This window comes from Aquibacillus sediminis (assembly GCF_005870085.1).
Lineage (GTDB): Bacteria > Bacillota > Bacilli > Bacillales > Amphibacillaceae > Aquibacillus_E > Aquibacillus_E sediminis.
In genome coordinates this window covers 16,457-41,634 of the sequence record NZ_SZNM01000009.1, presented here as the reverse complement: position 1 = coordinate 41,634, position 25,178 = coordinate 16,457, and the positions used below count along the sequence as shown (strand labels likewise).

Genomic DNA, 25,178 nt, shown 5'->3' with positions numbered 1-25,178 from the left:
TCGTGATTCGTGAACATGAAAACGAGAGTAGTAGGATGGTTGGCAGCAGGAGAAAAGCGTGATTTGTCGGGTGGCCATCGGAAACTATTTAACATTATCGCCTGTTTATTATCCGTATTTCAAGTCTGGTCGGTTGTTTGGGGAAAATTGAACCCAATCAATCAGATGGCAATTCATTTGGCTTTTATCATTGGATTGACTTTTTTATTTTATCGTTATTCAAAAGTAGGTAAAAAAGCATCCAGTCATATGCCATCCTACCTCGATTATCTCTGTGCGTTATTAGCGCTTGGGGCGGGAGTCTATTTCACGATTCATGCAGACCGGATAGCACAAAGGATTCCGATTATGGACCCACTCACAAATGCCGATGTCTTTTTTGGTCTTGTGTTCGTACTTCTAAGTATCGAAGCAGCCAGAAGAACGATCGGTGTTCCAATTGTTATGATCGTGGTAGTAGGCCTCAGTTATGCTTTATGGGGGCATCATTTCAGCGGTCTGTTGGGGCACAGGGAATTTGCTCCGATTACGATTTTAGATGATTTGGCCTTTAGTTTAAATGGGTTATGGGGTTCTCCAGTGTCCGTTGCTGCTTCGTTTGTGTTTATGTTTTTATTGTTTGGGGCGTTTTTGCAAAAGGCGGGAGCTGGAGAATTTTTCTTCCGTTTGTCAACGGCGATTGCCGGTACATCAAAAGGAGGAGCGGCTAAGGTGGCGGTGCTGACCAGTGCGTTATTTGGTTCCATTTCCGGTAGTCCAACGGCAAACGTAGTGACGACAGGAGCTTTTACCATACCTGTAAGTAAAAAAGTGGGATATAAACCGTCATTTGCGGCAGCGATTGAAGCGGCTGCTTCCACTGGAGGAAGTATTTTACCCCCAATAATGGGATCATCAGCGTTTTTGATGGCTGCCGTTACGAATGTTTCCTATGGTTCGATTGTGATCGCAGCAATGATCCCAGGAATTCTTTACTATGTGTCATTATTAAGCATGGTTCATTTTGAAGCGTTGCGATTAGATTTGCCGCATGCAGCGAAACAAGATATTCCTAAGATTTCAGATGTGTTAAAACAAGGATGGTATTATTTTATTCCGTTAATTGTGTTGGTCTTGTTGCTGTTGCAAGGGTATAGTGCTTCTAGAACAGGATTTTATGGGATTGTATCGATTGTAATTGTAAGCTGGTTCCGTAAACGGACACGGATGGGATGGAAAGAAATTTTTGAAGCGATGGTTGTTGGGGCTAAGTCCTCGATACCAGTGACAACGGCATGTGCAGCAGCAGGGTTAGTCATTGCGGGCATCATGTCGACTGGACTTGGTGGGAAATTAACAAGTATTGTACTTGGATTAACAGATGGAATGCTTTTTCCTACATTATTATTGGTAATGCTTATTTGTATCGTTTTAGGAATGGGCATGCCAGTTGCAGCCGCTTATATTTTAACAGCGATGTTGGCAGCACCGGCGTTAATCGAATTAGGGGTTCCAACAGTGGCTGCCCATTTGTTTATTGTATATTTCTCGATTTTTTCAGCGATTACGCCGCCAGTTGCTGTCGCAGCTTTTGCAGCAGCAGGAATCTCGGGTAGCAATCCAAATCGAGTAGGGTTGGAAGCTGTCCGGTTAGGCTTAGTTGGGTTTATCGTCCCGTTTATGTTTGTAGTAGAACCGTCCTTATTGATGAATGGCTCTCCAATTCAAATTGTTATGGCCTTCCTTACCGCGACGATCGGTGTGATCACCTTAGCAGGTGGCGCCATCGGATGGTTGCTTATGGTTGCTAACTATCTAGAACGAATTTTGCTTATCGCAAGCGGCGTTCTAATGCTATATCCAGGCACACTAACAGATACCATAGGAATTGCCCTACTCCTAGCAGTGATCCTCCACCAAAAGTGGGACATGGGGACAGGGCACTTGTCCCAGTTGAGGTTGTTTAAAGGTGGCGGTGGAAGTTAAGGTGACTAGGCGATGTTTATGGTTATATATTGTTGGGTGGTGGCGGTTTTAAGTACTTGATATCACAGAAGGAAGCACAAGAACTGTACTTGAGATTCCCTTTTTCTAAATGCGTAAACAAATCAATTATTGACACTAGGTAACAGAAATCACCACGCTTCTTACAGAGGCGTGGTGGGTCTTTTTAACAAGACTGTATTAATAGTGCTTAATATCGTCGTAAGCAAGGGCCAATTCTCTACTTCCTCAACAATGAAGCAGGAGACCGTCCCGTTGCTTCTTTTTTTATTTTTTCTGTTTGTACCAAATTAATTGTATACAAAAATACTTTTATGCATATAGATCTTTTAAGGAAAGAAAAAAAGGGTGATGTGGTTTGCATAAAAAACGGATAGCCCTCGTAACTGGGGGACACATTATTTCCGATTAAAATGTAAGCCCTTTCTTAATGGGTCGTCGTATCCCTGTAGTTTGCAAGGAAAATTTTTTAAAAAATGATTGGAGGCGAAAGGTGATGAAACAAAAGAAAAATATCATGAAAAACCCGGGAATTATTATGACGGTTATTTTAATTGCCTATGCCATTTTTCTTTTTGCATGGTTCCCCACTAGTCCTGGTTGGTTAGGAATACCTCTCTTTAATTGGTTGATGATTATAGGCTTTTTTATATGGACGACCCAATCAATCATTTTTGTCTTTTGGGCGGAGAAGGTTGAGGACGAAGAATAATAAATCATAAAGGAGTGATGTGTGATGAGACCCGTTGAAACAACCGTTATTATTGTCTATTTGTTAGTTATGACTGTTATTGGTATTTATTTTTCTAGAAAAGCCCTTTCAACAGAGGATGATTACTGGTTAGCCGGTCGTTCGGTAAATGGTTTTGTTGGTTCATTCGCGGTTTTTGCAGCTGTAGCAAGCGGTGGTTCGATGTATGGGGCGATAGGGTCTGGTGTAGCATATGGCGTTCCCTACTACCTTGCGACGGGGTTAGGAAGTGTTGCATTATTTCCGTTTGCTTTATTTCTTTTTGCCGCTCAAATGAGAAGATCTGGGGTGACCACGCTGCCGGCTTATTTTGGAAAACGGTTTGGTAATTCGGTTCGGATCGTGTCAGCTGTCTTAATCGTTATTTTAATGACCATTTATATCGTTCCCCAATTAACGACTGTTGGGTATGTAGGTTCTTATGTGCTTGGGTGGCCTTATGCTTTAACCGTCATCGTGATTGGTGCTGGGATGACACTTTATGCTTCCATCGGTGGTATGTGGGCGATTACTTATACCGACTTAATACAAGGAATTATGATGGTTGCTGGTGTAGCGGTACTGGCAGTCGTTATTATTGTCAATCATGGCGGGGTACCGAATGTAATTGATGCGGCGCTTAGTGTGAATCCAAATGCATTTGATGCGACGTTGCCATGGTACAGTTATTTTGCCCTGTTTTTTGTTTTCCTATGGTTTGCGGTTGTGACGCCAGCTGCAGTTATGAGAACGTTAAGTGCGAAAAATGCACGACATGCACGTCTTTCCATGATTGGTGGGACACTGTTATTTGCAGTCCTGTTCATGACTGGGGCGTTTGTATTGATGGCGGGAATTGGTTTGAGTGACACGTTTGCAGATAACAACGATATTGCCTTTTTACGCGTGATAGAGGTTTACTTGTCACCGGTTATTGCTGGGATTCTACTATCCTCTATTCTAGCATCGATTATGTCATCGACAGACGCCTTTTTACTAGCGGCCTCATCAGGAGTTGCGCATGATTTATACAAAGGGCACATTAATAAAAATGCACCAGAAAAAAAGGTTACGAGAATTGGATTAGTCGTCATGCTACTAGCTGCAACTATTGCGATTGTTTTATCTTTAAATCCACCTCCACTTTTACATGTCATGATCGCGATGATTGGGGGAGCACTGGTTTCTAGTTTTAGTGCCCCAATATTATTAGGGTTGTGGTGGAAGCGAGCAAATAAACCGGGTGCTCTAGCAGGGGTTATTGGTGGTATTACCGTCTATGTCGGTGCAATGCTATTGCCTTTAGAAGTGATTAATGAGGTCATGTTTGCGACGCCTGTATCCTTTGCGTTAACGATCATTGTTAGCTTGTTGACACCTCCACCATCAGAGGAAGTCCAGCATGAAGTTGAATTAAATCACACAGCAATAAAGGATGCACAATAGGGGGGGATAGAAAATGGCTTTGACAACTGTTAAAGATGAACAAGTAAATCTAATAACATCAAAAAAGGAGAAGTACCTTCCATTAGCTAAATTAATTTATAAAAATCTACCATTGCGTGATCGTTTAAAGGGAAAGATTAATGTAGAATATATTGAAAAAGGGATTACAGAGGAAACTTGCTATTACCATCCGTTTTGGACCGCACAACTATTGGTAATAGCTTCCCGCAAACCGTTTGCATCAAAAGTTAGTCCGCAGATGGTTTTTGTTGAGGGGATGACAGGATATCGTGGCATCCTAACCGACGTACCGTATACAAAAACGGAAACAGTCGAGAAAGAACTACTTTTAGCTCCCCATATCTCTACAATCAATGAAGTGAAAAAATATGTCCAAGACGTTCAACAAAACCAAATTAACTCCATGTATATGATGAAAAAACCAACCTATAAACTCAAAAAACTCGAATTGAACTACTTACCCTTCTGGAAAGTTAAAGTAGAAACACCAATCGTGAAAAGTGAAATGCTTCTAAACGTGAATACAAAGGAAAATGAGCAATACTTGCTGAAAAGATGGAAACGAGGAAGAGAGAAGCAGGGGTGAAGTGGGACATGGGGACAGGGCACTTGTCCCCACTTGTGGAGCACGCCTATAGATATGGTGTGATGTTGGACGTTTGTCTTGATCCCGGTGCAACCGTCTGCGAGATTCCCCACGTCCTCGCTGCTTCTTTCTGGGACAGTAAACCTGTCCCCTTGTCCCACACGTTGAATTTTTCCTACTAATAAGATACACTTTTTGGTATTAATTAAAGTAGGTGCGGACTATGAATGATAGACAGAAGGAATTATTACGAATCTTATTAGTGCAGAAAAAAGAAACCGTCAACATAATGAGTTTGGCTAGTCAATTGGAATGTGCGGAGAAAACGGTGCGGAATGATTTGAAGAAACTAGAAGAGATTCTAGTAGATTTTCCTAGTGCAACGCTGATTCGCAAACCTGGAATTGGGATTATGCTAGAGGTGGGTGAGGCTGATCGAGCGGCTATGTTTGATCGACTGCTAGCTACCGAGCCAAAAACGACCGAGGATCGATTTTTAGAAATTGCTTATCACTTATTGGTTAGTGATAAAGCGGTTACGATTCAAGATTTGACGAAACATTACTATGTTGCCAAGGGTACGATCAAGAAGGAACTGGACCAAATTGCGACATGGTTAAATGGGTTTGATCTTGAACTCATTTCCAAACCACGTCTTGGAAACTATGTGGAAGGGACAGAATTTAATAAGCGGAGTGCGATCGCTCACCTTTCTGAATTGCTTCCAACACTTGCATTGGAAAAAAATTATGTGCTCGACTTATTTCTTCCCTATGAAATCACAACAGTGAAAAAGGCATTGCGTGACTTGCAACAACACCATGCGATTGCTTTTACAGATGGGGCAATGGAAAGTTTGCTCGTCCATGCGTTAATTATGATCAAACGAACAAGGCAAAAGTCACCCGTTTATGTTCCAGAAGAGGAAAAAGAGGCGGTGTGCGGTTATAAAGAATACAATATGACCTCTACGTTTTTTGAACAACTAGAATCCGTCTTTCGTATCACCTTCCCAGAAGATGAACGAATCTATTTTACCTGGCATTTAATTAGTGGCAAGAAGAAAGAAGATGAGGCGGCGCTCGCAACGATCGCAGATGATTTTTTAAATAATTTAGTTGCAGATTTAACGACAAAGCTAAGTAAATTAACGTTAACCTCGTTTGAAAGTGATGCTGTGTTAACTAGAGGCTTAGCGGTTCATATTCATTCGGTCATTAATCGAATCAAATATGGCTTTCCTATCACTAATCCACTTTTAGCAGATGTGAAGAAAATGTATCCATATATGTTTAACATGGTGATGATCGCGCTAGATGAAATTAGAGAAAAATATGATCTGGACGTTCCAGAGGATGAGGCCGCCTATCTCGTGCTTCATTTCCAAGCTGCAATTGAACGGCTAGAAGGAACACGTGAACAGGAGAAGAAAACGTTAATTGTTTGTCACATGGGGGTCGGCACGTCCTATCTTTTGGAGGCAAAAGTCAAACAGTACTACCAAGATATTACGATCTTGGCTTGTGTTGGGCAAGGAGATGTGGATGATTTTCTTGAAAAAACGGCAGTGGATTTTATTATTTCGACGGTGCCACTTGACCGTATCCATGTTCCCCATGTTGTGATCTCGCCATTATTAGAAGCAAAGGATAAAGAGAATTTAAACCAATTCATGAAACAATTGGAGCAGAAGAAAGCAGGGAGCCAGGATGCGGCACAGCTTGCTCCTTTGATCCGAGGCGACTTAGTTTTTTTAGGAGTAGACAAGGAACACCCTTACCAAGTGGTGGAACTGTTAGGACAGGCACTTTTTCAAAAGGGTTTCGTTACGGAGTCTTTCACTCATCATGCAATAATGAGAGAAAGCAAATCAGCTACTTCCATTGGTGGGGGTGTCGCCATTCCGCATGGTAGCCCATCGATGGTTCATCAATCCGCCATTGCGGTTGCTGTTTTGAAGGAACCAATCGAATGGGGGACAGAGTTTGTTTCGCTAGTGTTTATGTTAGCTTTTTCTAAGGAGGATCAACGCTTAAATCGAGCTGCGGTTTCACAGATCGCGACGATTTGTGAGCATCCGTCCTATGTGCAGTCATTAGTTGCAGCTGACCGTGTGAAAGATTTTTTGGATAACCTATCATGATGTAGTAAGTAGGGTTGGTATGACGGGGTTCGCGGGGGGCATGAATACCAGCGTGAATTGTGAAACAAATGTCCGCTTCGAATAGAGGGTGGAGGCGGACATTTAGTGCCTTAAATGGTGAAAAAAGTGCCCAAAATGGCATGGAGCGGACATTGGTTCTTTAAACCGTCGGAATTGGATGAAAAAGGCATGAAATTGAGTGAATAGCGGAATAAATGTCCGCAATTCCGCATCCGAATCGCAATCCCGCACTTTCCCCACCCTCCCATACCCCAGCAACGTCCCACTCCATATTGAAGGCCTTCAGAATCAAGGTGAAAGCTATCCCACAACCAATTAATTCATTTTTACCACATATTACGGTAAAAACTTAAATTAATGAAGGCCGTTTTCAGCGTTACAATACATGTAAGCAATTACAAAACGAGGTTATTATAGGAGGGAAACATCATGAAGGTATTAGCTGTGACGGCTTGTCCAGTTGGGATTGCCCATACGTATATGGCTGCTGAGAACTTACAAAAAGCAGGCGAAGAGATGGGCATTGATATAAAAGTTGAAACACAAGGTTCAATTGGTGCGGAAAATGTGCTAACAGACCAAGACATTGCAGAGGCAGATGGAATTATTATCGCTGCTGACAAAGAAATTTCGAAAGAACGGTTTGTTGGTAAAAAATTAATTGTAACCGGTGTCCAAGAGGGCATTCGTAATCCGAAAGAATTAATCAAACGAATTCAAAACGGGGACGCGTCCGTTCACCAAGGAGACTTAAAATCCCCAGACGAAGTTAAGCAACAAAAGAAACAAAAAGAAAACCCTATTTATAAACACTTGATGAATGGTGTTTCTTACATGATTCCATTTATCGTTGTTGGGGGACTGTTGATCGCGCTTGCATTAACGATTGGTGGGGAGCAAACACCAGGTGGCATTCAAATACCAGAGGATTCGATTTGGAAACAAATTGAAACCTTAGGTGGAACAGCATTTATGTTCATGGTACCAATTTTAGCAGGTTTCATTGCCGTTAGTATTGCGGATCGTCCAGGTTTAGTACCAGGTATGATCGGTGGTTATATTGCAGCAGAGGGTAGTTTTTATGGAAGTGAAGCTGGAGCTGGATTTATCGGCGGGATTATCGCTGGTTTCTTAGCTGGTTATATTGCACTTTGGATTAAGAAAATTAAAGTTCCACAAGCCGTGCAACCGGTTATGCCGATTATTTTTATTCCGATTATTTCATCGGTGATTGTAGGACTATTATTTATCTTTGTAATCGGTGCACCTGTAGCACAAGTGTTTGAAGGGCTAACGACATTGCTTGCCGGTATGCAAGGCGCAAGCTCGATTTTATTAGCGGCGATTCTTGGTGCGATGATTGCCGTTGATATGGGTGGACCATTTAATAAAGTTGCATTCCTATTTGGTTCTGCGATGATTGCAGAAGGAAACTATGAAATTATGGGACCGATTGCGGTTGCGATCTGTATTCCACCAATTGGAATGGGACTTGCAACATTGATTAATAAGAAAAAATATCAAGCAAATGAACGCGAAGCAGGTAAAGCTTCTCTAACGATGGGATTTTTTGGCATTACAGAAGGGGCGATTCCATTTGCCGCACAGGATCCATTGCGCGTTATTCCAAGTATTGTTGTCGGTTCGATGACTGGTTCGATTATTGCGATGATTGGGAATGTTGGGGACAAAGTAGCACACGGTGGACCAATTGTTGCGATACTAGGTGCAGTGGACAACGTAATTGTCTTTTTCCTAGCAGCAATTGCTGGTGTAATCGTGACAGCATTTATGGTAAACTTTTTGAAAAAAGATGTAGAAGTAGCTGTCGCTGGGGGTGGAACGGTTCAAGTTGATGCGACGGATGAAGTAGCAACAACATCCCAAACGGCGACTACAGAGCCTGCAACTCAAGAAATTAATAAATTAGTTGATATTACGAGTGAAGACTTAATTGAGACAAGCTTAACTGCATCAACACGTGATGATGTGATCGATGAATTAATTGAGAAATTTGATGCAGCTGGTATTGTTGACTCGAAACAAACATTTAAACAAGCGATTCTGGATCGTGAAGCACAAAGTTCTACAGGACTTGGCATGAACATTGCGATTCCACATGGAAAGTCAAATGCAGTCACACGCCCTGCCGTAGCATTTGGAATCAAGCGTGATGGTGTTGATTGGAACAGTCTTGATGGCACTGACGCCAAATTAATTTTCATGATTGCCGTACCAGAGGAAAGTGCTGGAGATGCACACTTGAAAATTTTACAAATGCTATCAAGAAAATTAATGGACGAACAATTTAGAGAAAAATTACTACAAACAAACTCAAAACAAGAAGCACTAACCTTATTAGAAGAAGTACAGTAACAGGGGGAAAGCATGGGGACGGGGCTCATGCTTTCTTTACATTATAAATTTGGATCAATCAACTTAATATTGGAGGTAACTATTTATGTACAAAGAGCCGATTTTTTTACAGCCTGTATTTCAAGAGCGTATTTGGGGCGGTCAAAAATTACAAACAGAATTTAACTATGAGATTCCATCTGCACAAACAGGGGAAGCGTGGGTGATTTCTGCCCATCCTAATGGGCCAAGTATCATAACCAATGGACCTCTAGCTGGCAAAACACTAGCAGATGCATGGAACGAACATGGAGAGTTATTTCATAAAAGCAAGGATAATGACGAGGAATACCCATTGCTTGTTAAAATTTTAGATGCGAATGATGACTTATCTGTCCAAGTGCATCCGAATGATACCTATGCGCGTGAAGTGGAAGGGGCGCCATATGGGAAGACCGAGTGCTGGTATGTCCTAAGTGCAGAGCCTGAAGCGGAACTCGTGATTGGTCACCATGCAAAATCCGACCAAGAATTAAAAACGATGGTAGAAAATGGTGAGTGGGATCAATTTTTAGGTCGGATCAAAGTGCAAGCTGGTGATTTTGTCTATGTTCCGAGTGGGACGATTCATGCGATTGGAAAAGGGATTGTCATTTTAGAAACCCAACAAAGTTCAGATATTACATATCGCGTCTATGATTATGATCGAACCGATGCGGAAGGGAACAAACGTGAACTACACTTAGAAAAAGCAATGGAAGTTACGACTGTGCCACACAAAGATGCAGTAGGAGAGCAAAGTGTATCGAAAGTAGAGGACTTAACGGTGAAGCAGTTGGTAGAAGCGGAGTATTTCTCTGTTTATCATTGGGAACTTGAGGGCAGTGCATCATTGACGTTAGAGCAAGACTTCTTGCAAGTTAGTGTTATAGACGGAAATGCAACCATTACTGTCGAGGATCAGTCATTTGAAATTGAAAAAGGAAGCCATTTTATTTTGCCAAATGGCGTTCGCAACTATCAATTAACAGGAAAAGCAGAATTGATCGTATCACACGTGTAGTGGGACATGGGGACAGGGCACTTGTCCCACTTGATATTCCCGCATGAATGTACAAGGAGGGTTTCGCACAGTTCCTAATAAGGAAGCGGCGGGACGGTTCTTGTGCTTCTTACTAAGGGGCGGCTGTTCTTATAAACGTACATAATTATAAATCTGTGAAGGGATGATCGCATATGAGTTTATTTTTAACTGAAGTACATGAGCAACCACAGTCGATAAAAGACACAGTTAATGGAAATATCGATACTACTTTTAATTTTGATAAAAACAAGCCGTTTTTGCTTACTGGTATGGGTAGTTCGTTAGCTGCTTCCCAATTGGCGGCTTTATATGTGACTAGCAATGGTGGGATGGCTCAAGCGATTGATTGTTCGGAATTGCTTCATTATCAGTCACCAATGTTAAACCATTATAACCTATTGATTAGTTCGCAAAGTGGGGAAAGCTTTGAAGTGAAGCAACTACTAGAGAAGACCCATCATGTATCTGCTATTACCAATACACCAGGTAGTTCAATCACAACAGGTTCTGCCAATGTTTACTACACGAAAGCGACACAAGAAAAAGCAATCGCATCTTCGAAATCCTTCACCACAACGGTAGCGTTATTGTTGCAGTTATTTTCAAAGGAATATGGAGAATCGTTGGAATCGGATTTACTCGTCGCTGCAGATGTGTTAGGTGATGTGTTGGAAAATCAGTTTGCTGCGATTGGCGATAAGCTCGTAGACACGATCAATCCGAACCAACCATTAGTACTGCTTGGACGCGGGCCAAGTGTCACAACGGCAGAACAGGGAGGGTTAACGTTAAAAGAAACGGCTCGAATTTACACGGAATCCCTGTCCTCTGCACAATTTAGACACGGACCTTACGAACTGTTACGTGAACCGTTTCAATGTATTTTATTTAATCCTTATGGGAAGACCTACGAGCATAATTTAGAAATGGCAAAAGAGATAGCGGATTACGGCGGGAAAGTTGTATATGTATCAGATGAACCTCTCGAACACGACAATGTGACATCAATTACGATGAAATCTGTCAGTGAATTCGTCAGTCCGATTATCTATTCAAGCGTTACTCAAATAGCAGCCGTTCGCTTATCCGAGAAAAAAGGCTTAGTAGCAGGAGAAGCGTCTATTATTCGTAAAGTTACAAATAGAGAGTGAGTGGGACATGGACACTTGTCCCACTAGGGGCGCTGGTAATGATCATGACCAGCGCCGTTTGTAGTTGGTTTGTCCATTTGCAATGGATAAATTTGGATGCCTTTTACAAATGGGGGCGCGGGGAGCTAGTGCCTAAAACCAGTCTGAATCATGAGGCGTAGGCGTTGGTGTACATGAATTAGGAAGCACAAGGACCGACCCGCTGCTTCTGCCTACCCTACTAAAACCCCATCTACAAATGCATCCACCCCTTTTCCAATCCGTATCATCGCTTCTCCAACCTCTCGAATCGTTTCTTCAACGTCATCAAGGTTCACATCGATGTATTCGCAATATAATGGTTGGCCTTTTTCTATCTGAATGGTAATCCCGTGTTGTTCTGCTGATTCACAAGCATTTTGTAGTACTGCTTGTGGGATGTCACCAAACCTTGCCTTTAATCCTTTGCGGCAGTATATAGACAATCGAATGCTCGCTGTTTTTTCCATATGATCATAATCACGAACATCTCGATAAAGAACAGATAGTTCAACTTTATCGCCCGCAAATATCCCATGGTTACTAGAGAAATGAGGATACAATTCCATTCTCCCTTGCTTGGCTTGATTGGCACTCCAGCTATAATGATTTACGTTTTTTGGTAGGCGCGCAACAATGTATTGATAGGTATCATTTAGTAAATTGTCAAGAAATGTATTTACTGTGTTTTCAGCGTATTTCAAGGCATAGTATTCTTTTAGATACAATTTTCCAGATCCCGATAAATGATTCATTCCTATTTTCCTCCTCTAAGAATTTGCAAGAGCAGATGATGTTTTTGGAGCAAGTCAATAAATGCTTGTGTTTTACTAACTGCATACCCACTCCGAACCACCTGTTGAGCTCGTTCATACAAATTGTAGATAACTTGATCAGTAGATTCATAGGGTCCAAGGATAAAATCAAGCAACAGGCGCTTAACATTTTCGACCGCTGTCGATGATAGTTTTTCATTGGAGATAAGAGGGATTAATCGTTTTACAAGTTTTTCATGGGACATAGCAATCCAATCAGTTGAGCTGGTAGGGATCGACTCGTTTGGTGTTAAATAAATTTTAATAACTTGTACGTCTTTAAACTCTTCATTTTGGGTTAATGCGAGACTATACCGTTCTAACTGCCCAAGATTTGTCTCATTTGTATTGCTCTCCCCACTTAGTAACTTTTGTTCCACACAAACAACAAAGTCGTCCCCTTTGATCAAGATATCGATATAGTTATTAAGGTCGTAACCAGTGATCTTCCCCAGGTTATATTCAGAAAAAACATCACACCCCTGGTACCAATCATCTAGAAGTCCGGCCGCTATAGCCTCTTGATCAAAAGCTGCTTTTAAACATTCAGAGACCAAACCGTGAAATTTTTTTTCGTCAAGATAATAAGCAAAATATTTCGTGAATCGAATTTCCTGTGTTCCTTTTCCGCAAACCGATAAAACAGGAGTAGGAACGCCTTCCTTTATTAATGTTTGTATAAAATGTATGTGCTGATTGCTTTGAGAAAATAATTCTCCCCTAACCTGATTGCTGATAGAAGATATGACACCTTTAAATTTATATTCATCTATTTGCATTAGCTTTAACTCCTTTAATGGGACATGGGGATAGGGCATTTGTCCCAGTATGGGGATAGATTAGTAGGGGTTAACATTTTATGGCATGAAATTTAGTAATAGTATAAGTTCTTCCTAATCTTTCTTCAAATTAAGTTTTATTTAATTAACGTTAGTGGGAGTTGACTTTAGCGGTTTTATTAAGCTTCGATGCCAGTGTCAGGCGCTATAAAAAGATAGTTGTTCATGATCTAGCGAGCGTTATTGTAGAATGATAGAACGTCAACACTTTTTCCCGGTGCAACCGTCCGTAAGACTCCCACTTCGAAATATGAAGGAAAACTGAAGAAGTTTAAGTGAGAGTAAACTTTCGCTTTCACCCCGATTCGTTCAACTAACAATCAGTAGGGGAAGGGCAAAAATCCTCACTGATTGAAGTTTCACTTTATTAAATTGCGAAAGTTCAAATATCTCTTTTAATTTAAAAAGAATTCATAGTATAATCGAAGCAAGGGGGACGGTTCTCCTGCTTCCTTTAGTGAAGGAGTGTAAGAAACGCCCCTGCGCTTCGTTATTTAGAAGGGGGAGAAAAGATTATGACATATAGGGAGTATCAAGTACTAGCAAATAAAGCGGTCGAGGTGGCCCCTGATTGGTTAAAAGATGATATCAAGGAGGTATTTGAAAAGAAAGGAAGAGATGTTGGTAGTAGTTTTATAGTTAGCCAATTACATCACTTATATTCTTTCGGACTTCGTCATATTTTTACAGCGACTGACTTGCATTTTGATTGGAGCAAAACTGCTCGTGAAAGATTAACGTTTATTGACAATAACTTAGATGTCGTTGATTTATTAATTAAGAAATATAGAAAAGAATTAAAAGAAGAATAAAACTTTTAAAAAGCCAGGGGACGTACAGTTCCCCGGCTTTTTTGAAGTAGGAAGGATGCTATGGCTGTCATCATTAGGAAGGTATGTGTACCCTCCAACTGGGACAAGTGCCCTGTCCCCATGTCCCACTAATTAAAAATTTGGAATATTCAAATAAATAATGCCATATGTTGGAGTAAGGGCACACTTATGATACTTGTATTCCTTTCTCATTTTTTGAAAACGATTCCAATTAGTGGTGCTAACATCTAGTGAATGGGTGAAGTTTGTAAAATGATCCATGAGGAGGAGGGGCAAACAGAATGACAACTGGACAAAATTATGATGTTGTCGTCGTTGGGGCTGGTTTTTCGGGGTTGTATATGCTTCATCGTCTACGTGAAGCAGGTTATTCCACTCGTGTGTATGAATTGGCTGATGATGTTGGTGGCACTTGGTATTGGAATCGTTATCCAGGAGCTCGTTGTGATGTTGAAAGTGTTTTCTATAATTATACCTTCTCGGTAGAAATTCTTAATGAATGGACTTGGTCTGCTAGATATGCAGAACAACCGGAGATTCTTCGTTATATAAACTTCGTTGCCGATAAATTAGATCTCCGGCGTGACATTCAATTTAACACCCGCATAGAAAGTGCTCATTATGATGAAGCAACCAATCGTTGGAACATAACAACCGACGAGGGCACTCCTGTCTCAGCTAAGTATTTTATTACCGCAGTAGGGTGCCTGTCTGCATCGAATGTCCCCCATTTTAAAGGTTTAGAAAACTTTGAAGGCGAATGGTACCATACCGGTCGATGGCCACATGAAAAAGTTGATTTTGAAGGAAAGCATGTTGGGGTAATTGGCACTGGTTCCAGCGGTATTCAGTCCATTCCCGCCATTGCGAAGGAAGCAAAACACCTGACTGTTTTTCAACGAACACCACAATATAGTACCCCTGCACATAATAAGCCATATGATCCAGACAGATTGAAGCAGATAAGAGAAAATTTTGATGAGGTTAAAGAAGAAATGCGCTACTCTCTAACGGGTATGCCTGGTGCTCCGAGAGACCGTTCTGCACTAGATGATTCCCCTGAAGAACGGCAGCGTGTGTTTGAAGCTGCTTGGGAAAAAGGTGGATTAATGAATTTATCCTATACGTACAATGATATCAATGTGAATGCAGAAGCGAATGAAACGCTTGCTAGTTTTATCCGTTCAAAAATACGTGAGATTGTGAAAGATCCTGAGGTAGCAGCGAAATTAATGCCAGATTTCTATTATGCGACCAAACGGCCGATTATTGATACGGATTATTTTGAAACATATAACCGTGACAATGTCTCGTTGGTTAGTGTGAAAAATGCCCCAATTGAGGAAATTACCTCAACTGGCATTCGCACTACAGAAAAAGAGTATGAGCTAGATATGATCGTATTTGCGACCGGTTTTGATGCGATGACAGGTCCACTGTTTAAAATGGATATTCGAGGCAAAGATGGCGTCTCCTTACAAGAAAAGTGGGATGACGGGGCGCAGTTAAAGACGTATCTCGGTCTTGCTACAACAGGTTTTCCAAATATGTTTATGATCACTGGCCCAGAAAGTCCATCCGTGTTAAGTAATATGATGGTATCGATTGAGCAACATGTCGAGTGGATTTCGGAATGTATTGAGTATATGGAAAAAAATGGCGCCCAAACGATTGAGGCTAACGTAGAAGCAGAAGATGACTGGAGTAGCCATTGTCGTGAAGTAGCAGAAGCGACATTATTTACCAAAACAGATTCATGGTACATGGGGGCAAATATTGAAGGCAAACCAAGAGGCTTCCAAATTTATCTTGGAGGCGTTGGGCCTTATCGTCAAATTTGTGATGATGTCGCGGCCAAAGGGTACGAAGGGTTTTCATTAACTTAGTTATCAAGGAAATTTTCTTAATATATAATCTACTGACAAGGAGGAAGATGTGGTATGACGTTAGATCCACAAGCAAAATTTATATTAGATCAATTGGAAGAGGCAGGGGAGCCACCGATGAGTGAACTTTCCCCTGAAGAAGCGCGTGCATCGATTGATATGGGTCCGTTAGCGGGAGAACCAGAAGCGGTTGGAAAAGTAGAAAATCGAACGGTTCCAGGTCCAGCGGGTGATATCCCAATACGTATCTATACCCCAAAAGGAGAGGGCCCGTTTCCAGCCTTGGTTTATTACCATGGTGGTGGCTGGGTGGTCGGTGATTTAGATACGGTCGATGTGCCTTGTCGGTTACTCGCCAATCGAGCAGAATGTGTAGTTGTGTCTGTCGATTACCGACTTGCTCCGGAGCATAAATATCCTGCAGCAGCAGAGGATTGTTATGCTGCAACAAAGTGGGTTGCTGACAAAGCTGCTTCACTAAATGTCGACCAGGAGCGTGTTGCTGTTGGTGGGGATAGTGCGGGAGGCAACCTCGCAGCAGTTGTTTCCTTAATGGCTCGCGACAAAGGTGGCCCAGATATTGCCTATCAACTATTAATTTATCCAGTTACCAACCATAATTTTGAAACAGATTCTTATCGTGATAATGCGGATGGGTACTTTTTAACAAAGGATAGTATGGTGTGGTTTTGGGATCATTATTTACGCGATGCTTCTGACGGTCAGAGCCCCTATGCTTCACCAATGCTTGCCGATGATCTTAGTGGACTTCCACCAGCACTCGTCCTCACGGGTGAATATGATCCGTTACGCGATGAGGGAGAAGCCTATGCTGAACGCTTGAACCAAGCAGGAGTCCCCGTTGAAGCCTGTCGTTATGACGGCATGATTCATGGTTACTTTTGGATGCCTGCTGCGATGGAAAAAGGGGATCAAGCAATTACTCAAGCAGCAACTGCGTTAAGAAGGGCTTTAACAAAATAAATAGATTTCTAGCTGAGAAGCGCAGGGATTTTTCCTGTGCTTCTTTTTTGGGGCAAAATACTGTTGTTAAGCATCTTTCGGTAGAATCGCACGATAGACTGTTCTGAATCAACCGAGAGAGCACGTATACTCATAGTTTCCGTCAACTAAGATACAAAATTCCACTAATGTTTATAGGATGTGTGGGAGCTTTATCCATTGTGAGTCGAATATTCTGGTTGTGGTATATTTATACATAGTTGAAATGAAACGGTTTTCACGGACTAAACGTAACTTTTTGTGTTTGCGTCAGTGTTAAAAATGCTTTCTTTGCTTCTATTTATAAATTGAGAGGATATTTTTTTATAAAAAATAATAAAAGGGTATTGCATATTTATTCATATTAGTGGTATATTATTAACTATCAAGAGAAACGGAGCTATTTATACAGTTATTCAAACGAATAGATATACAATTGGGGGAGAAATAAATGGGGATGGAAAAAGTACAACAAGCAGAAGCAATGACAACGAAAGAACAGGAGATTTCAACGAAGAAGTATTTAAACTTTATCGTGCCATCATTGATTGGGGTTCTGCTATTTTTAGTTCCCATTTCTGTCGATGGTACAGTAACGATCGGACTGGGAATTTTAGCAGATGGTCTACAAGCTGCGATTGCGGATTATATTCCATTATTTATGACGATTGTGTTATGCCTATCAGCAGTTGGTAGTTTACTAGTTAAAGCGACAAATCTATCCGTTGTGCAACAAAATACATTTTTAAGTGGTTTATTTGATATCACGCCATTCTGGTTAGTGCTACGTTGTATTGGTGCTTTATTTGCAACTTTTACATTGACGGAAATCGGTCCTGAATTGGTTTGGTCAGGTTTAACAGGTGGCGTTGTGCTATATGATTTAATTCCAGTGTTAATGGTTTGGTTTTTATTTGCTTGTTTATTTATGCCGTTGTTACTTCAATTTGGCTTAATGGATTTTATCGGAACATTAGTACGTAAAGTCATGCAACCTTTATTTCAATTACCTGGACGTTCTTCGATTGATGCATTCGCATCATGGATGGGAAGTGGAACGGTTGGGGTGTTGTTAACGACACAACAATATGAAGCTGGTTACTATACGAAGCGTGAAGCGTCCGTGGTTGCGACGAATTTTTCAATTGCATCAATTGCTTTCAGTCTTGTGATTGCACGTTTTTTAAATATTGATCATATGTTTGTTCAGTTTTATTTCACTGTAATTGTCACAGGGGTGATTGCGGCGATTATTTGCCCAAGAATTCCGCCACTTTCGTGGAAAAAAGACTCGTATTATGAACCGGTCGGAAAGCAAATTAATGAAGAGGTCCCTGAAGGTGTGTCTAGTTTTCAGTGGGGCGTTCAAAAGGCTGTTGAAAAAGCAGATCAGGTAAAGAGTTACAAAAGTGTCGTAAAAAGTGGTGTGCAAAATGTGGTGGATATTTGGTTTTCATTAATTCCACTTGTGATGGCGCTAGGTACGATTGCACTTGTGATTGCGGAGTTCACACCAATTTTCAATTATTTATCCTATCCGATTGTACCATTACTACAATTGTTGCAAATTCCTGAGGCAGAGGCAGCTGCTCCCGCGATGCTAGTTGGTTTTGCGGACATGTTCTTACCAGCTGTCGTTGGTAGTGGCATCGAATCAGAACTGACACGTTTTGTGATCGGTGTGATGTCCTTGTCACAGTTAATCTACATGTCCGAAATTGGAATTTTATTAATCAAGTCAAAAATTCCGGTATCATTTGTGCAACTATTTATCATCTTCTTACAAAGAACGATCATTACCCTACCAGTTGCAGCACTAATGGCCCATCTATTATTCTTTTAAGTGGGACACGGGGACAGGGCACTTGTCCCACTCACTATTGAGGGTGGAAGCAGGGGAGACGGTTCTCCTGCTTCTATTTTTGTTGTAAAATAAAAAATATAGGAAACGGGGAACAGATCCCGCGCATTAAGCGCTTCTGAAAGTGGAAGCATAAACTCTTGCCGAGAAAAGGAAGCACATGAACCGTCCCGGTGCTTCCTTATTTATCCCGGTGCAACCGTCCGTAAAACTCCCACTTCAAAACATGAAGTAAAACGAAGATGTTTAAGTGGGAGTAAAACGGATGCTAACACCCCGATTGGTTTAACTTCCACTCAGTGGGGAAGAGCAAACAAACCACTGAGTGGAAGTTTCACTTTATATGAAAGGTGAATGATAGTTGATGAATAGGCAATCTTATTTTAATGACAATACGAAAGCGGCACTTAAGCATGATCCTCCAGGTGAATGGATGCCGATGCTGCCGGATGGGTGTATTCGATTAAGTTCTGGATTTCCCGCACCTAATCTTGTGCCAACTGAAGCGTTAAATGCTGCTGTTAATCGCTTGCTTGAAGAAGAGCAGGATTTACCGCTGCATTATGTAGGAAGTCCAAAAGTGGATAAGTTAAAGGAACAGATCCATGCAAGGATGGCCAAGCGAGATATGGGCGTTTCGGAAGATGAACTTTTAATAACAGCTGGTGCATGCCAAGCAATTGATTTAGTTGCGCGTATTTTGCTGGATAGCAACACCGTTGTTGCCGTGGAATCTCCTACATATATGGAGGCACTGGAAATTTTTCAAAACTATACAGATCACTTTATAAGCATTCCAGTCGATCAGCACGGCTTGCAAACGAACAAATTAGAAGAGGTGCTAGTAGAAAGGAAACAAAAAGGTCTTCCTCTTCCAAAGGTTTTATATACGATTCCAACTTTCCAAAATCCAACAGGGACAACGATGAACGAGGAACGTCGGAAACATGTACTGGAGCTTGCAGCTAAATATGATTTCCTAATTTTAGAGGACGATGCTTATGGGGAATTATCGTTTGACGCGTCCCCTACTCCGTTAAAAGCCATGGATATTGATGGGCGTGTGCTGTATCTTGGATCTCTATCCAAAGTAGTAGCGCCTGGAATGCGAATTGGTTGGGTAGCTGCAGACTCGGAGTTTATCAATGCGATTGCTTGGTTTAAAAAGGATTTAGACCATCCATTTGCTCAAGCAACTATGGCATCATTTTTGGAGCAAAACGATATTGGGGAACGAATCCAAGTCTTAGGGGAGGCCTATCAAGACAAATGTGCGGTGTTACTTTCTGCACTCGAACAACATATGCCTGATTCTGTTTCCTGGTATAAACCTGAAGGAGGATACTTTGTCTGGGTGAAAGTGGCGGGTGTCGATACATCCCAACTACTAAGCCAAGCTCTTGCCGAAGGAATCTCCTATATCCCAGGGAAGTATTTTTTCTTGAATCCGCAAGATGGAAAAGAATACCTCCGACTCTCCTTCAGCTATGCAGACAAACAGGAAATAGTAGAAGGAATTCAAAAACTAAGTAACGTACTTTAAAGTGGGACAAGGGCGCTTGTCCCACTTTTGGTGCCTGTTATTTTTTGAGCATAGAAAAATCGTAAAACCACGCCTGTTTAAACTTAGAGATTAAAATTCCTTTAGTCTTAATGGAAAAACACGATTTGTTTTTATGCACAAAACCAATTTTCCCCTTATCGACGGATTGCTACATTTCTGCTATCTTATTTACATTGGATTGGTTGTTTGGTACTTTTAAGCTCCAAAAGGACTGGGAAAAAGTGTTACAAACCTCCGGTGCTGAAGGTAATGCTAGTTAAAAAATATCGTTTATAATAGGGATGAGGTGATCATATGGATAAACAAATTTTTAAATTGCTTACAGAAATGAATAAAGAAATAAAGAGTATGAACGCAGACATAGGTGAATTGAAAACAGGAATGAAGACGACGACCGCTGCCATAGGTGAATTGAAAACAGGAATGAAGACGACGACCACTGACATAAGTGAGTTAAAAACAGGAATGAAGACGACGACTGCCGCCATAGGTGAATTGAAAACAGACATGAAAAATACGACCACAGATATTCATGACTTTAAATCAGAAATGCATGAACGATTTAACGCGATGGAAGCCAAGTTACAAGGTGTTGGAGAACAATTTGAATTAACCAATGAATCCAGAATAACTGACGTAGGTTTCATTGCCGACAAAGTAAATAGACTGGAAAGAGAGCTTTATATTATAAAGAATAAAAATATGGATTAAAGGTACGAAATTAAGCACTTTTTCAGTCAATTATATTTAGCCCCTTTAAGAATCTGCACTGCTGAAGTAGCAGAAATTGTTCTGCCACTTCTACCGGCTTTCCCCGCTAATTTCTTTCGTACTGGTATTCTGGTATTTTCGATATTGTATTTAAATTATTATCGTCGTGATGATCTGCAGAACCGCCCCGCTACTTCCTTTTGGTTGCTATGTCAACCTTGTCGGTAAAAATGCCGGTTACGCCCCATTGGATCGCTGTTTTCATTTGTTCTACATCATTAATGGTATAGGTATGGACTTGCAAACCAGCTGTTCTTAGCTGGTAAACGTCGTGCCGGTCTAACGCTTCAAACATTGGCCCTACACCATCTGCATAATTTTTCCATTCCTCTATTTCCTCTTTGTTTATATCCTTCGTTTGTTCTTCTCCTAACAATTGTACTAATGGAAGCTTGGGATGGCTGCCATGGATTGCTTTCAACGTGTCTTTGTTAAAAGATTCGATGACAACATTCTTTGTTTCTCCTTGTTGATTGATGTAACGATACGATTCTAACAATTCTAGCACCGTCTCCTTCATACCTGGGTTCAGGTGAGGGGATTTTAGCTCAATATAATACTTGGTTTCATCACCGAAATAGTAGAGAATTTCTTCAAGTGTTGGGATTGTGATATCTGTAGAATCCGCATTAGGCAGATTCCCCTCTACAACCACCTCTAATTGTTTGACCTGTTCCAATGTGAAGGAGGAGACATCTCCAGAACCATTTGTTGTACGATCCACTGTTTCATCATGCATGGCCACGACATGACCATCTTTTGTCATTTGCACATCGATTTCGATATAGTCTGCTCCCATTTGCTGTGCCAATTGATACGCTGGGATGGTATGTTCTGGCATGTAGGCAGAAGCACCTCGATGAGCGATTACTTGAACAGATTCCTTCGGTAATAAATGCCCCACTTCAATAGAATGGAAGCTAGTAAATAATAAAACAAGTAAAATAGCATATACACTACTTTTCATGATATCCCCTCCACACATCTGTCTTACAACTAGTGTAACGAATGAGTGTTATCCCTTTGTAAAGTGAAAGTAAACTTTTCTTAATTTTGGCCACCAACCAATACTTCCCTGTTTGTAAAATATATTTACTAAAACTATATGTTTCTTTACACCTCGTTTAAATGTTCTTAATATTCAGTGTTTATACTGGCGATAGAAAGTTGAAAGGGGGAGAAAAAAGTGAAGGATGTAGAGCTTACACACCTATCAAAATCCTATGACATGCAAACAGAGGTCCTATCAGATATCAGTGTGTCGATTCATGCAGGAGAATTTTTCGTTCTGGTTGGTCCTTCTGGTTGTGGGAAAAGTACCATGCTGCGAATGATTGCAGGGCTAGAAGACATAACGGAAGGGACGCTAACGATTGGCCAAAAGAAAGTAAACGATCTTCATCCGAGCAAACGGGATATTTCGATGGTATTTCAAAATTACGCCTTATATCCTCATTTATCTGTGGAAGAAAATATTGTCTTTGGTTTAAGTGTCAAAAAGGTTCCAAAAACACAACGTAAGAAACGTTGCCATCGGGTAGCGAAGATGCTTGGGCTTACCGACTATTTAAACCGAAAACCTCGACAACTATCTGGTGGCCAACGACAACGGGTCGCACTTGCGAGAGCGATTGTCAATGAGTCTCCTATATGCTTGATGGATGAACCATTGTCTAACTTGGATGCCAAATTACGTGCGCAGATGCGGTCTGAAATTAAACAAATCCAACGACAGCTAAATATTACGATGATTTATGTGACCCATGATCAAGTCGAGGCGATGACAATGGGGGATCGAATTATGATTTTGAATGAAGGAAAAATCCAACAAGTCGGTCCTCCTATTGATGTTTACAATGCACCAGCAAATGAATTTGTAGCGAAATTTATAGGTTCTCCGCCTATGAATCTAGCAAAAGCAACAATTTACCCAGATAATCAAACCCTATCCGTGGTAGGGAGAATACATCTGCAGCTCCCCCCAGAAGATATACAGCGAATGGGGACGAAGGAAGTAACGATTGGAATTCGCCCAGAGCATCTACAATTAGCAACGAGCGAGAGCCAGCAGCCAGGTAGTAGTAAATTTGAGGTGAAGGTCAGCCATGTCGAAGTGCTAGGAAATGAAACATTGCTAAACTTTGAATTTGCCGAAGGGAACTGGCAAGCAAAATGGAATGGGCAGTGGCGAGTGAACGTTGGGGACATTGTGCCGTTAAGCCTTCACTACTCAGCAATTTGTCTATTCGATACTACGACTGGAAACATGATCAAACAACCTACGCAAAACGAACAACACCTGATACAAGGAGTCTCGATATGAAAGATTCTTTAGAAATGGAACAGCCAATCCTAACAGACCAACCGTTAAGTTGGTGGAAGAAATCTTTAAATATACGAACCGCATGCTTATATTTGCTGCCATCTTTCTTTTTATTTGCCGTCTTCTTATTTTATCCAATGGCAAAGACGGTGTATCTTAGTTTTTTCTTAACTGATCAACAAGGGATTGCTAATGTTTTCGTTGGATTGGAAAACTATCAATACTTATTACAATCTGAAAGTTTTCGTAAAAGTATTAAAGCAACTATCCTATTTGTGCTTTATACCGTTCCAACTGGGGTCATGATTGCATTAGCGTTGGCACTGCTGACTAATGAAAAGGTAAAAGGAATCGGTATATTCCGGACAATGTATGCCTCTACCATGGGGGTGTCTGTCGCGGCGTCATCAGTGGTCTGGCTATTTTTGTTTCATCCAAGCATCGGGTTTTTTAATAAAATCATTACCGCCATCGGAGGCGAATCGGTGTCCTGGTTATTAGATCCGAGTTGGGCCCTGGTTTCGATTTCGGTTACGACGATTTGGATGAATATTGGATTCTCTTTTTTAATACTTTTGGGTGGTTTGCAAAATATCGATGAGCAATTGTATGAAAGTGCGAAAATTGATGGGGCTAGTTATTTGTACAAACTCAGAAGAATCACAATTCCGATGCTGTCCCCAACATTATTTTTTGTGCTAACCGTATCTCTAATTAATGCATTTCAAACGTTTGGGCAAGTCGATATTCTCACTCAAGGTGGTCCATCAGAATCAACCAATGTCATCGTCTATTCGATTTATCGAGAAGCATTTGTGAACTATCAATTTGGAACGGCAAGCGCGCAATCGGTATTTTTATTTCTATGTATTTTAATTGTCACGATCATGCAGTTTAAGTTCGGTGAAAAGAAGGTGCATTATCAATGAATGGCTTGTTGAAGAAAATTGCTCTATACCTTGTTCTTACGATTACAGCGTTCGTGGTGTTTTTCCCAATTCTATATGCATTTCTGATTAGTTTCATGACTGGTGGGGAGTTATTACAAGGGAACTTATTTTCAAAAAGCTTTCATTTGGAAAACTACCAAAAAGCCTTCGAACGTTTGCCATTGGCACACTATTTAATGAATAGTTTTATTATTTCTTTATCTGTCATGATTGGTCAACTAGTTGTTAGTAGTATGGCGGCATATGCGTTTGTGTTTATTCCTTTTAAAGGAAGGGATGCGATTTTCTTTTTGTTTATTTCGACGATGATGATCCCGTGGGAAGCAACGATGATACCAAACTTTATCACGATCCAACAGTTGGATTGGATTAATACCTATCAAGGCTTAACGATTCCATTTTTCGCAATGGCTTTTGGCACCTTTTTGTTACGACAACATTTTAAAACGATTCCCAAAGAGTTAGATGAAGCAGCACAAGTTGCTGGAATTAGTCGATTCAAATTTTTTGTGAAAATTGTTGTTCCCTATTGCAAAAACTCACTGATTACACTCGGTGCATATAGTTTTTTAACGACATGGAATATGTATTTGTGGCCATTGCTTGTTACGAATAATGATTCGGTAAGAACTGTCCAAATTGGGTTAAAGCAATTGCGAACACAAGAACTCGCAACCGATTGGGGGGTGGTCATGGCAGGAGTCGTTGTAGTCATTATCCCGACACTGGTTTTGCTGTTTATAGGTCAGAAGTATTTACAAAAAGGCTTAGCCCAAGGTGCATTAAAATGATGAGG

20 protein-coding genes are annotated in these 25,178 nt (G+C 41.0%); 17 read left to right on the top strand and 3 right to left on the bottom strand.

The annotated features are described in order from the left end of the window. Positions 1-15: 15 nt before the first annotated feature. From FCI53_RS10650 to FCI53_RS10615, 8 genes are all read left to right on the top strand, one after another. Positions 16-1,965 (top strand): TRAP transporter permease, encoded by a 1,950-nt coding sequence (locus FCI53_RS10650; protein WP_246050084.1) that lies wholly within the window; start codon positions 16-18, stop codon positions 1,963-1,965. 514 nt (positions 1,966-2,479) lie between these two features. Beyond that, positions 2,480-2,695 (top strand): hypothetical protein, encoded by a 216-nt coding sequence (locus FCI53_RS10645; RefSeq protein WP_138418641.1) that lies wholly within the window; start codon positions 2,480-2,482, stop codon positions 2,693-2,695. Between the two features lie 24 nt (positions 2,696-2,719). After that, on the top strand, positions 2,720-4,159 hold the full coding sequence (locus FCI53_RS10640) for a sodium:solute symporter family protein (RefSeq protein WP_138418639.1): 1,440 nt from the start codon (positions 2,720-2,722) through the stop codon (positions 4,157-4,159). A gap of 13 nt (positions 4,160-4,172) precedes the next feature. Continuing rightward, positions 4,173-4,766, top strand: coding sequence for a hypothetical protein (locus FCI53_RS10635; RefSeq protein ID WP_138418637.1), 594 nt, complete (start codon positions 4,173-4,175; stop codon positions 4,764-4,766). 223 nt (positions 4,767-4,989) lie between these two features. After that, on the top strand, positions 4,990-6,909 hold the full coding sequence (locus tag FCI53_RS10630; protein ID WP_138418635.1) for a BglG family transcription antiterminator: 1,920 nt from the start codon (positions 4,990-4,992) through the stop codon (positions 6,907-6,909). 450 nt (positions 6,910-7,359) lie between these two features. Next, entirely contained in the window at positions 7,360-9,306 is a 1,947-nt protein-coding gene (locus FCI53_RS10625) for a PTS fructose transporter subunit IIABC (protein ID WP_138418633.1), read from the top strand. A gap of 85 nt (positions 9,307-9,391) precedes the next feature. Beyond that, entirely contained in the window at positions 9,392-10,348 is a 957-nt protein-coding gene (gene manA / locus FCI53_RS10620; RefSeq protein ID WP_138418631.1) for a mannose-6-phosphate isomerase, class I, read from the top strand. A 173-nt stretch (positions 10,349-10,521) separates the two neighbouring features. Continuing rightward, positions 10,522-11,520, top strand: coding sequence for an SIS domain-containing protein (locus tag FCI53_RS10615; RefSeq protein ID WP_138418629.1), 999 nt, complete (start codon positions 10,522-10,524; stop codon positions 11,518-11,520). A gap of 212 nt (positions 11,521-11,732) precedes the next feature. Here FCI53_RS10615 and FCI53_RS10610 read toward each other — a convergent pair whose 3' ends face one another. Together FCI53_RS10610 and FCI53_RS10605 are read right to left on the bottom strand one after the other, a co-directional pair. Next, the gene (locus tag FCI53_RS10610) at positions 11,733-12,293 is read right to left on the bottom strand and encodes a hypothetical protein (protein WP_138418627.1); all 561 of its coding nucleotides are present in this window, start codon (positions 12,291-12,293) and stop codon (positions 11,733-11,735) included. A gap of 2 nt (positions 12,294-12,295) precedes the next feature. After that, a complete protein-coding gene (locus FCI53_RS10605; protein WP_171038139.1) occupies positions 12,296-13,132 on the bottom strand; it encodes a PD-(D/E)XK nuclease family protein in 837 nt (278 codons plus the stop codon). Between the two features lie 575 nt (positions 13,133-13,707). On the opposite strand from FCI53_RS10605, the gene FCI53_RS10600 reads away from it, so the two are divergent. The 6 genes from FCI53_RS10600 to FCI53_RS21865 all read left to right on the top strand — a co-directional run bounded on the left by FCI53_RS10600 (position 13,708) and on the right by FCI53_RS21865 (position 21,049). Next, positions 13,708-14,004 carry a hypothetical protein gene (locus FCI53_RS10600; protein WP_138418624.1) on the top strand — a complete coding sequence of 99 codons (297 nt, stop codon included), beginning with the start codon at positions 13,708-13,710 and terminating at the stop codon, positions 14,002-14,004. Positions 14,005-14,306: 302 nt separating this feature from the next. Continuing rightward, complete coding sequence (locus FCI53_RS10595) at positions 14,307-15,911, top strand: flavin-containing monooxygenase (RefSeq protein ID WP_138418622.1); 1,605 nt, start codon at positions 14,307-14,309, stop codon at positions 15,909-15,911. Positions 15,912-15,965: 54 nt separating this feature from the next. Then, the gene (locus tag FCI53_RS10590) at positions 15,966-16,895 is read left to right on the top strand and encodes an alpha/beta hydrolase (RefSeq protein WP_138418620.1); all 930 of its coding nucleotides are present in this window, start codon (positions 15,966-15,968) and stop codon (positions 16,893-16,895) included. A 502-nt stretch (positions 16,896-17,397) separates the two neighbouring features. Next, positions 17,398-18,756, top strand: coding sequence for a YjiH family protein (locus tag FCI53_RS10585; RefSeq protein WP_425457173.1), 1,359 nt, complete (start codon positions 17,398-17,400; stop codon positions 18,754-18,756). A gap of 382 nt (positions 18,757-19,138) precedes the next feature. Next, a complete protein-coding gene (locus tag FCI53_RS10580) occupies positions 19,139-20,317 on the top strand; it encodes an aminotransferase-like domain-containing protein (RefSeq protein ID WP_138418782.1) in 1,179 nt (392 codons plus the stop codon). Positions 20,318-20,632: 315 nt separating this feature from the next. Further along, the gene (locus tag FCI53_RS21865; RefSeq protein ID WP_246050079.1) at positions 20,633-21,049 is read left to right on the top strand and encodes a hypothetical protein; all 417 of its coding nucleotides are present in this window, start codon (positions 20,633-20,635) and stop codon (positions 21,047-21,049) included. 190 nt (positions 21,050-21,239) lie between these two features. Here the strand turns inward: FCI53_RS21865 and FCI53_RS10570 are convergent, their stop codons facing one another. Beyond that, entirely contained in the window at positions 21,240-22,076 is an 837-nt protein-coding gene (locus FCI53_RS10570; protein WP_171038138.1) for a glycerophosphodiester phosphodiesterase family protein, read from the bottom strand. Positions 22,077-22,295: 219 nt separating this feature from the next. Between FCI53_RS10570 and FCI53_RS10565 the strand changes: the two genes are divergently transcribed. Genes FCI53_RS10565 through FCI53_RS10555 form a run of 3 tightly spaced genes read left to right on the top strand, consistent with a single transcriptional unit; the run spans position 22,296 to position 25,173 of the window. Next, a complete protein-coding gene (locus tag FCI53_RS10565) occupies positions 22,296-23,432 on the top strand; it encodes an ABC transporter ATP-binding protein (RefSeq protein ID WP_138418614.1) in 1,137 nt (378 codons plus the stop codon). Positions 23,433-23,446: 14 nt separating this feature from the next. Then, positions 23,447-24,361 (top strand): carbohydrate ABC transporter permease, encoded by a 915-nt coding sequence (locus FCI53_RS10560; protein WP_425457172.1) that lies wholly within the window; start codon positions 23,447-23,449, stop codon positions 24,359-24,361. Continuing rightward, positions 24,358-25,173: a carbohydrate ABC transporter permease gene (locus FCI53_RS10555; RefSeq protein WP_138418610.1), complete on the top strand. Its 816-nt coding sequence runs from the start codon at positions 24,358-24,360 to the stop codon at positions 25,171-25,173. Before FCI53_RS10560 ends, FCI53_RS10555 begins: the two co-directional genes overlap by 4 nt. Positions 25,174-25,178 lie beyond the last annotated feature (5 nt).

What these genes read in the sequence shown, in the direction of transcription:
- FCI53_RS10630 (WP_138418635.1), top strand. Translation starts at nt 4,990, where the DNA reads ATGAATGATAGACAGAAGGAATTATTACGAATCTTATTAGTGCAGAAA.
- FCI53_RS10635 (WP_138418637.1), top strand. Translation starts at nt 4,173, where the DNA reads ATGGCTTTGACAACTGTTAAAGATGAACAAGTAAATCTAATAACATCA.
- FCI53_RS10580 (WP_138418782.1), top strand. Translation starts at nt 19,139, where the DNA reads ATGAATAGGCAATCTTATTTTAATGACAATACGAAAGCGGCACTTAAG.
- FCI53_RS10605 (WP_171038139.1), bottom strand. Translation starts at nt 13,132, where the DNA reads ATGCAAATAGATGAATATAAATTTAAAGGTGTCATATCTTCTATCAGC.
- FCI53_RS10650 (WP_246050084.1), top strand. Translation starts at nt 16, where the DNA reads ATGAAAACGAGAGTAGTAGGATGGTTGGCAGCAGGAGAAAAGCGTGAT.
- FCI53_RS10595 (WP_138418622.1), top strand. Translation starts at nt 14,307, where the DNA reads ATGACAACTGGACAAAATTATGATGTTGTCGTCGTTGGGGCTGGTTTT.
- FCI53_RS10570 (WP_171038138.1), bottom strand. Translation starts at nt 22,076, where the DNA reads ATGAAAAGTAGTGTATATGCTATTTTACTTGTTTTATTATTTACTAGC.
- FCI53_RS10645 (WP_138418641.1), top strand. Translation starts at nt 2,480, where the DNA reads ATGAAACAAAAGAAAAATATCATGAAAAACCCGGGAATTATTATGACG.
- FCI53_RS10555 (WP_138418610.1), top strand. Translation starts at nt 24,358, where the DNA reads ATGAATGGCTTGTTGAAGAAAATTGCTCTATACCTTGTTCTTACGATT.
- FCI53_RS10640 (WP_138418639.1), top strand. Translation starts at nt 2,720, where the DNA reads ATGAGACCCGTTGAAACAACCGTTATTATTGTCTATTTGTTAGTTATG.
- FCI53_RS10625 (WP_138418633.1), top strand. Translation starts at nt 7,360, where the DNA reads ATGAAGGTATTAGCTGTGACGGCTTGTCCAGTTGGGATTGCCCATACG.
- FCI53_RS10560 (WP_425457172.1), top strand. Translation starts at nt 23,447, where the DNA reads ATGGAACAGCCAATCCTAACAGACCAACCGTTAAGTTGGTGGAAGAAA.
- FCI53_RS10600 (WP_138418624.1), top strand. Translation starts at nt 13,708, where the DNA reads ATGACATATAGGGAGTATCAAGTACTAGCAAATAAAGCGGTCGAGGTG.
- FCI53_RS10610 (WP_138418627.1), bottom strand. Translation starts at nt 12,293, where the DNA reads ATGAATCATTTATCGGGATCTGGAAAATTGTATCTAAAAGAATACTAT.
- FCI53_RS10590 (WP_138418620.1), top strand. Translation starts at nt 15,966, where the DNA reads ATGACGTTAGATCCACAAGCAAAATTTATATTAGATCAATTGGAAGAG.
- FCI53_RS21865 (WP_246050079.1), top strand. Translation starts at nt 20,633, where the DNA reads ATGGATAAACAAATTTTTAAATTGCTTACAGAAATGAATAAAGAAATA.
- manA (WP_138418631.1), top strand. Translation starts at nt 9,392, where the DNA reads ATGTACAAAGAGCCGATTTTTTTACAGCCTGTATTTCAAGAGCGTATT.
- FCI53_RS10615 (WP_138418629.1), top strand. Translation starts at nt 10,522, where the DNA reads ATGAGTTTATTTTTAACTGAAGTACATGAGCAACCACAGTCGATAAAA.
- FCI53_RS10585 (WP_425457173.1), top strand. Translation starts at nt 17,398, where the DNA reads ATGACAACGAAAGAACAGGAGATTTCAACGAAGAAGTATTTAAACTTT.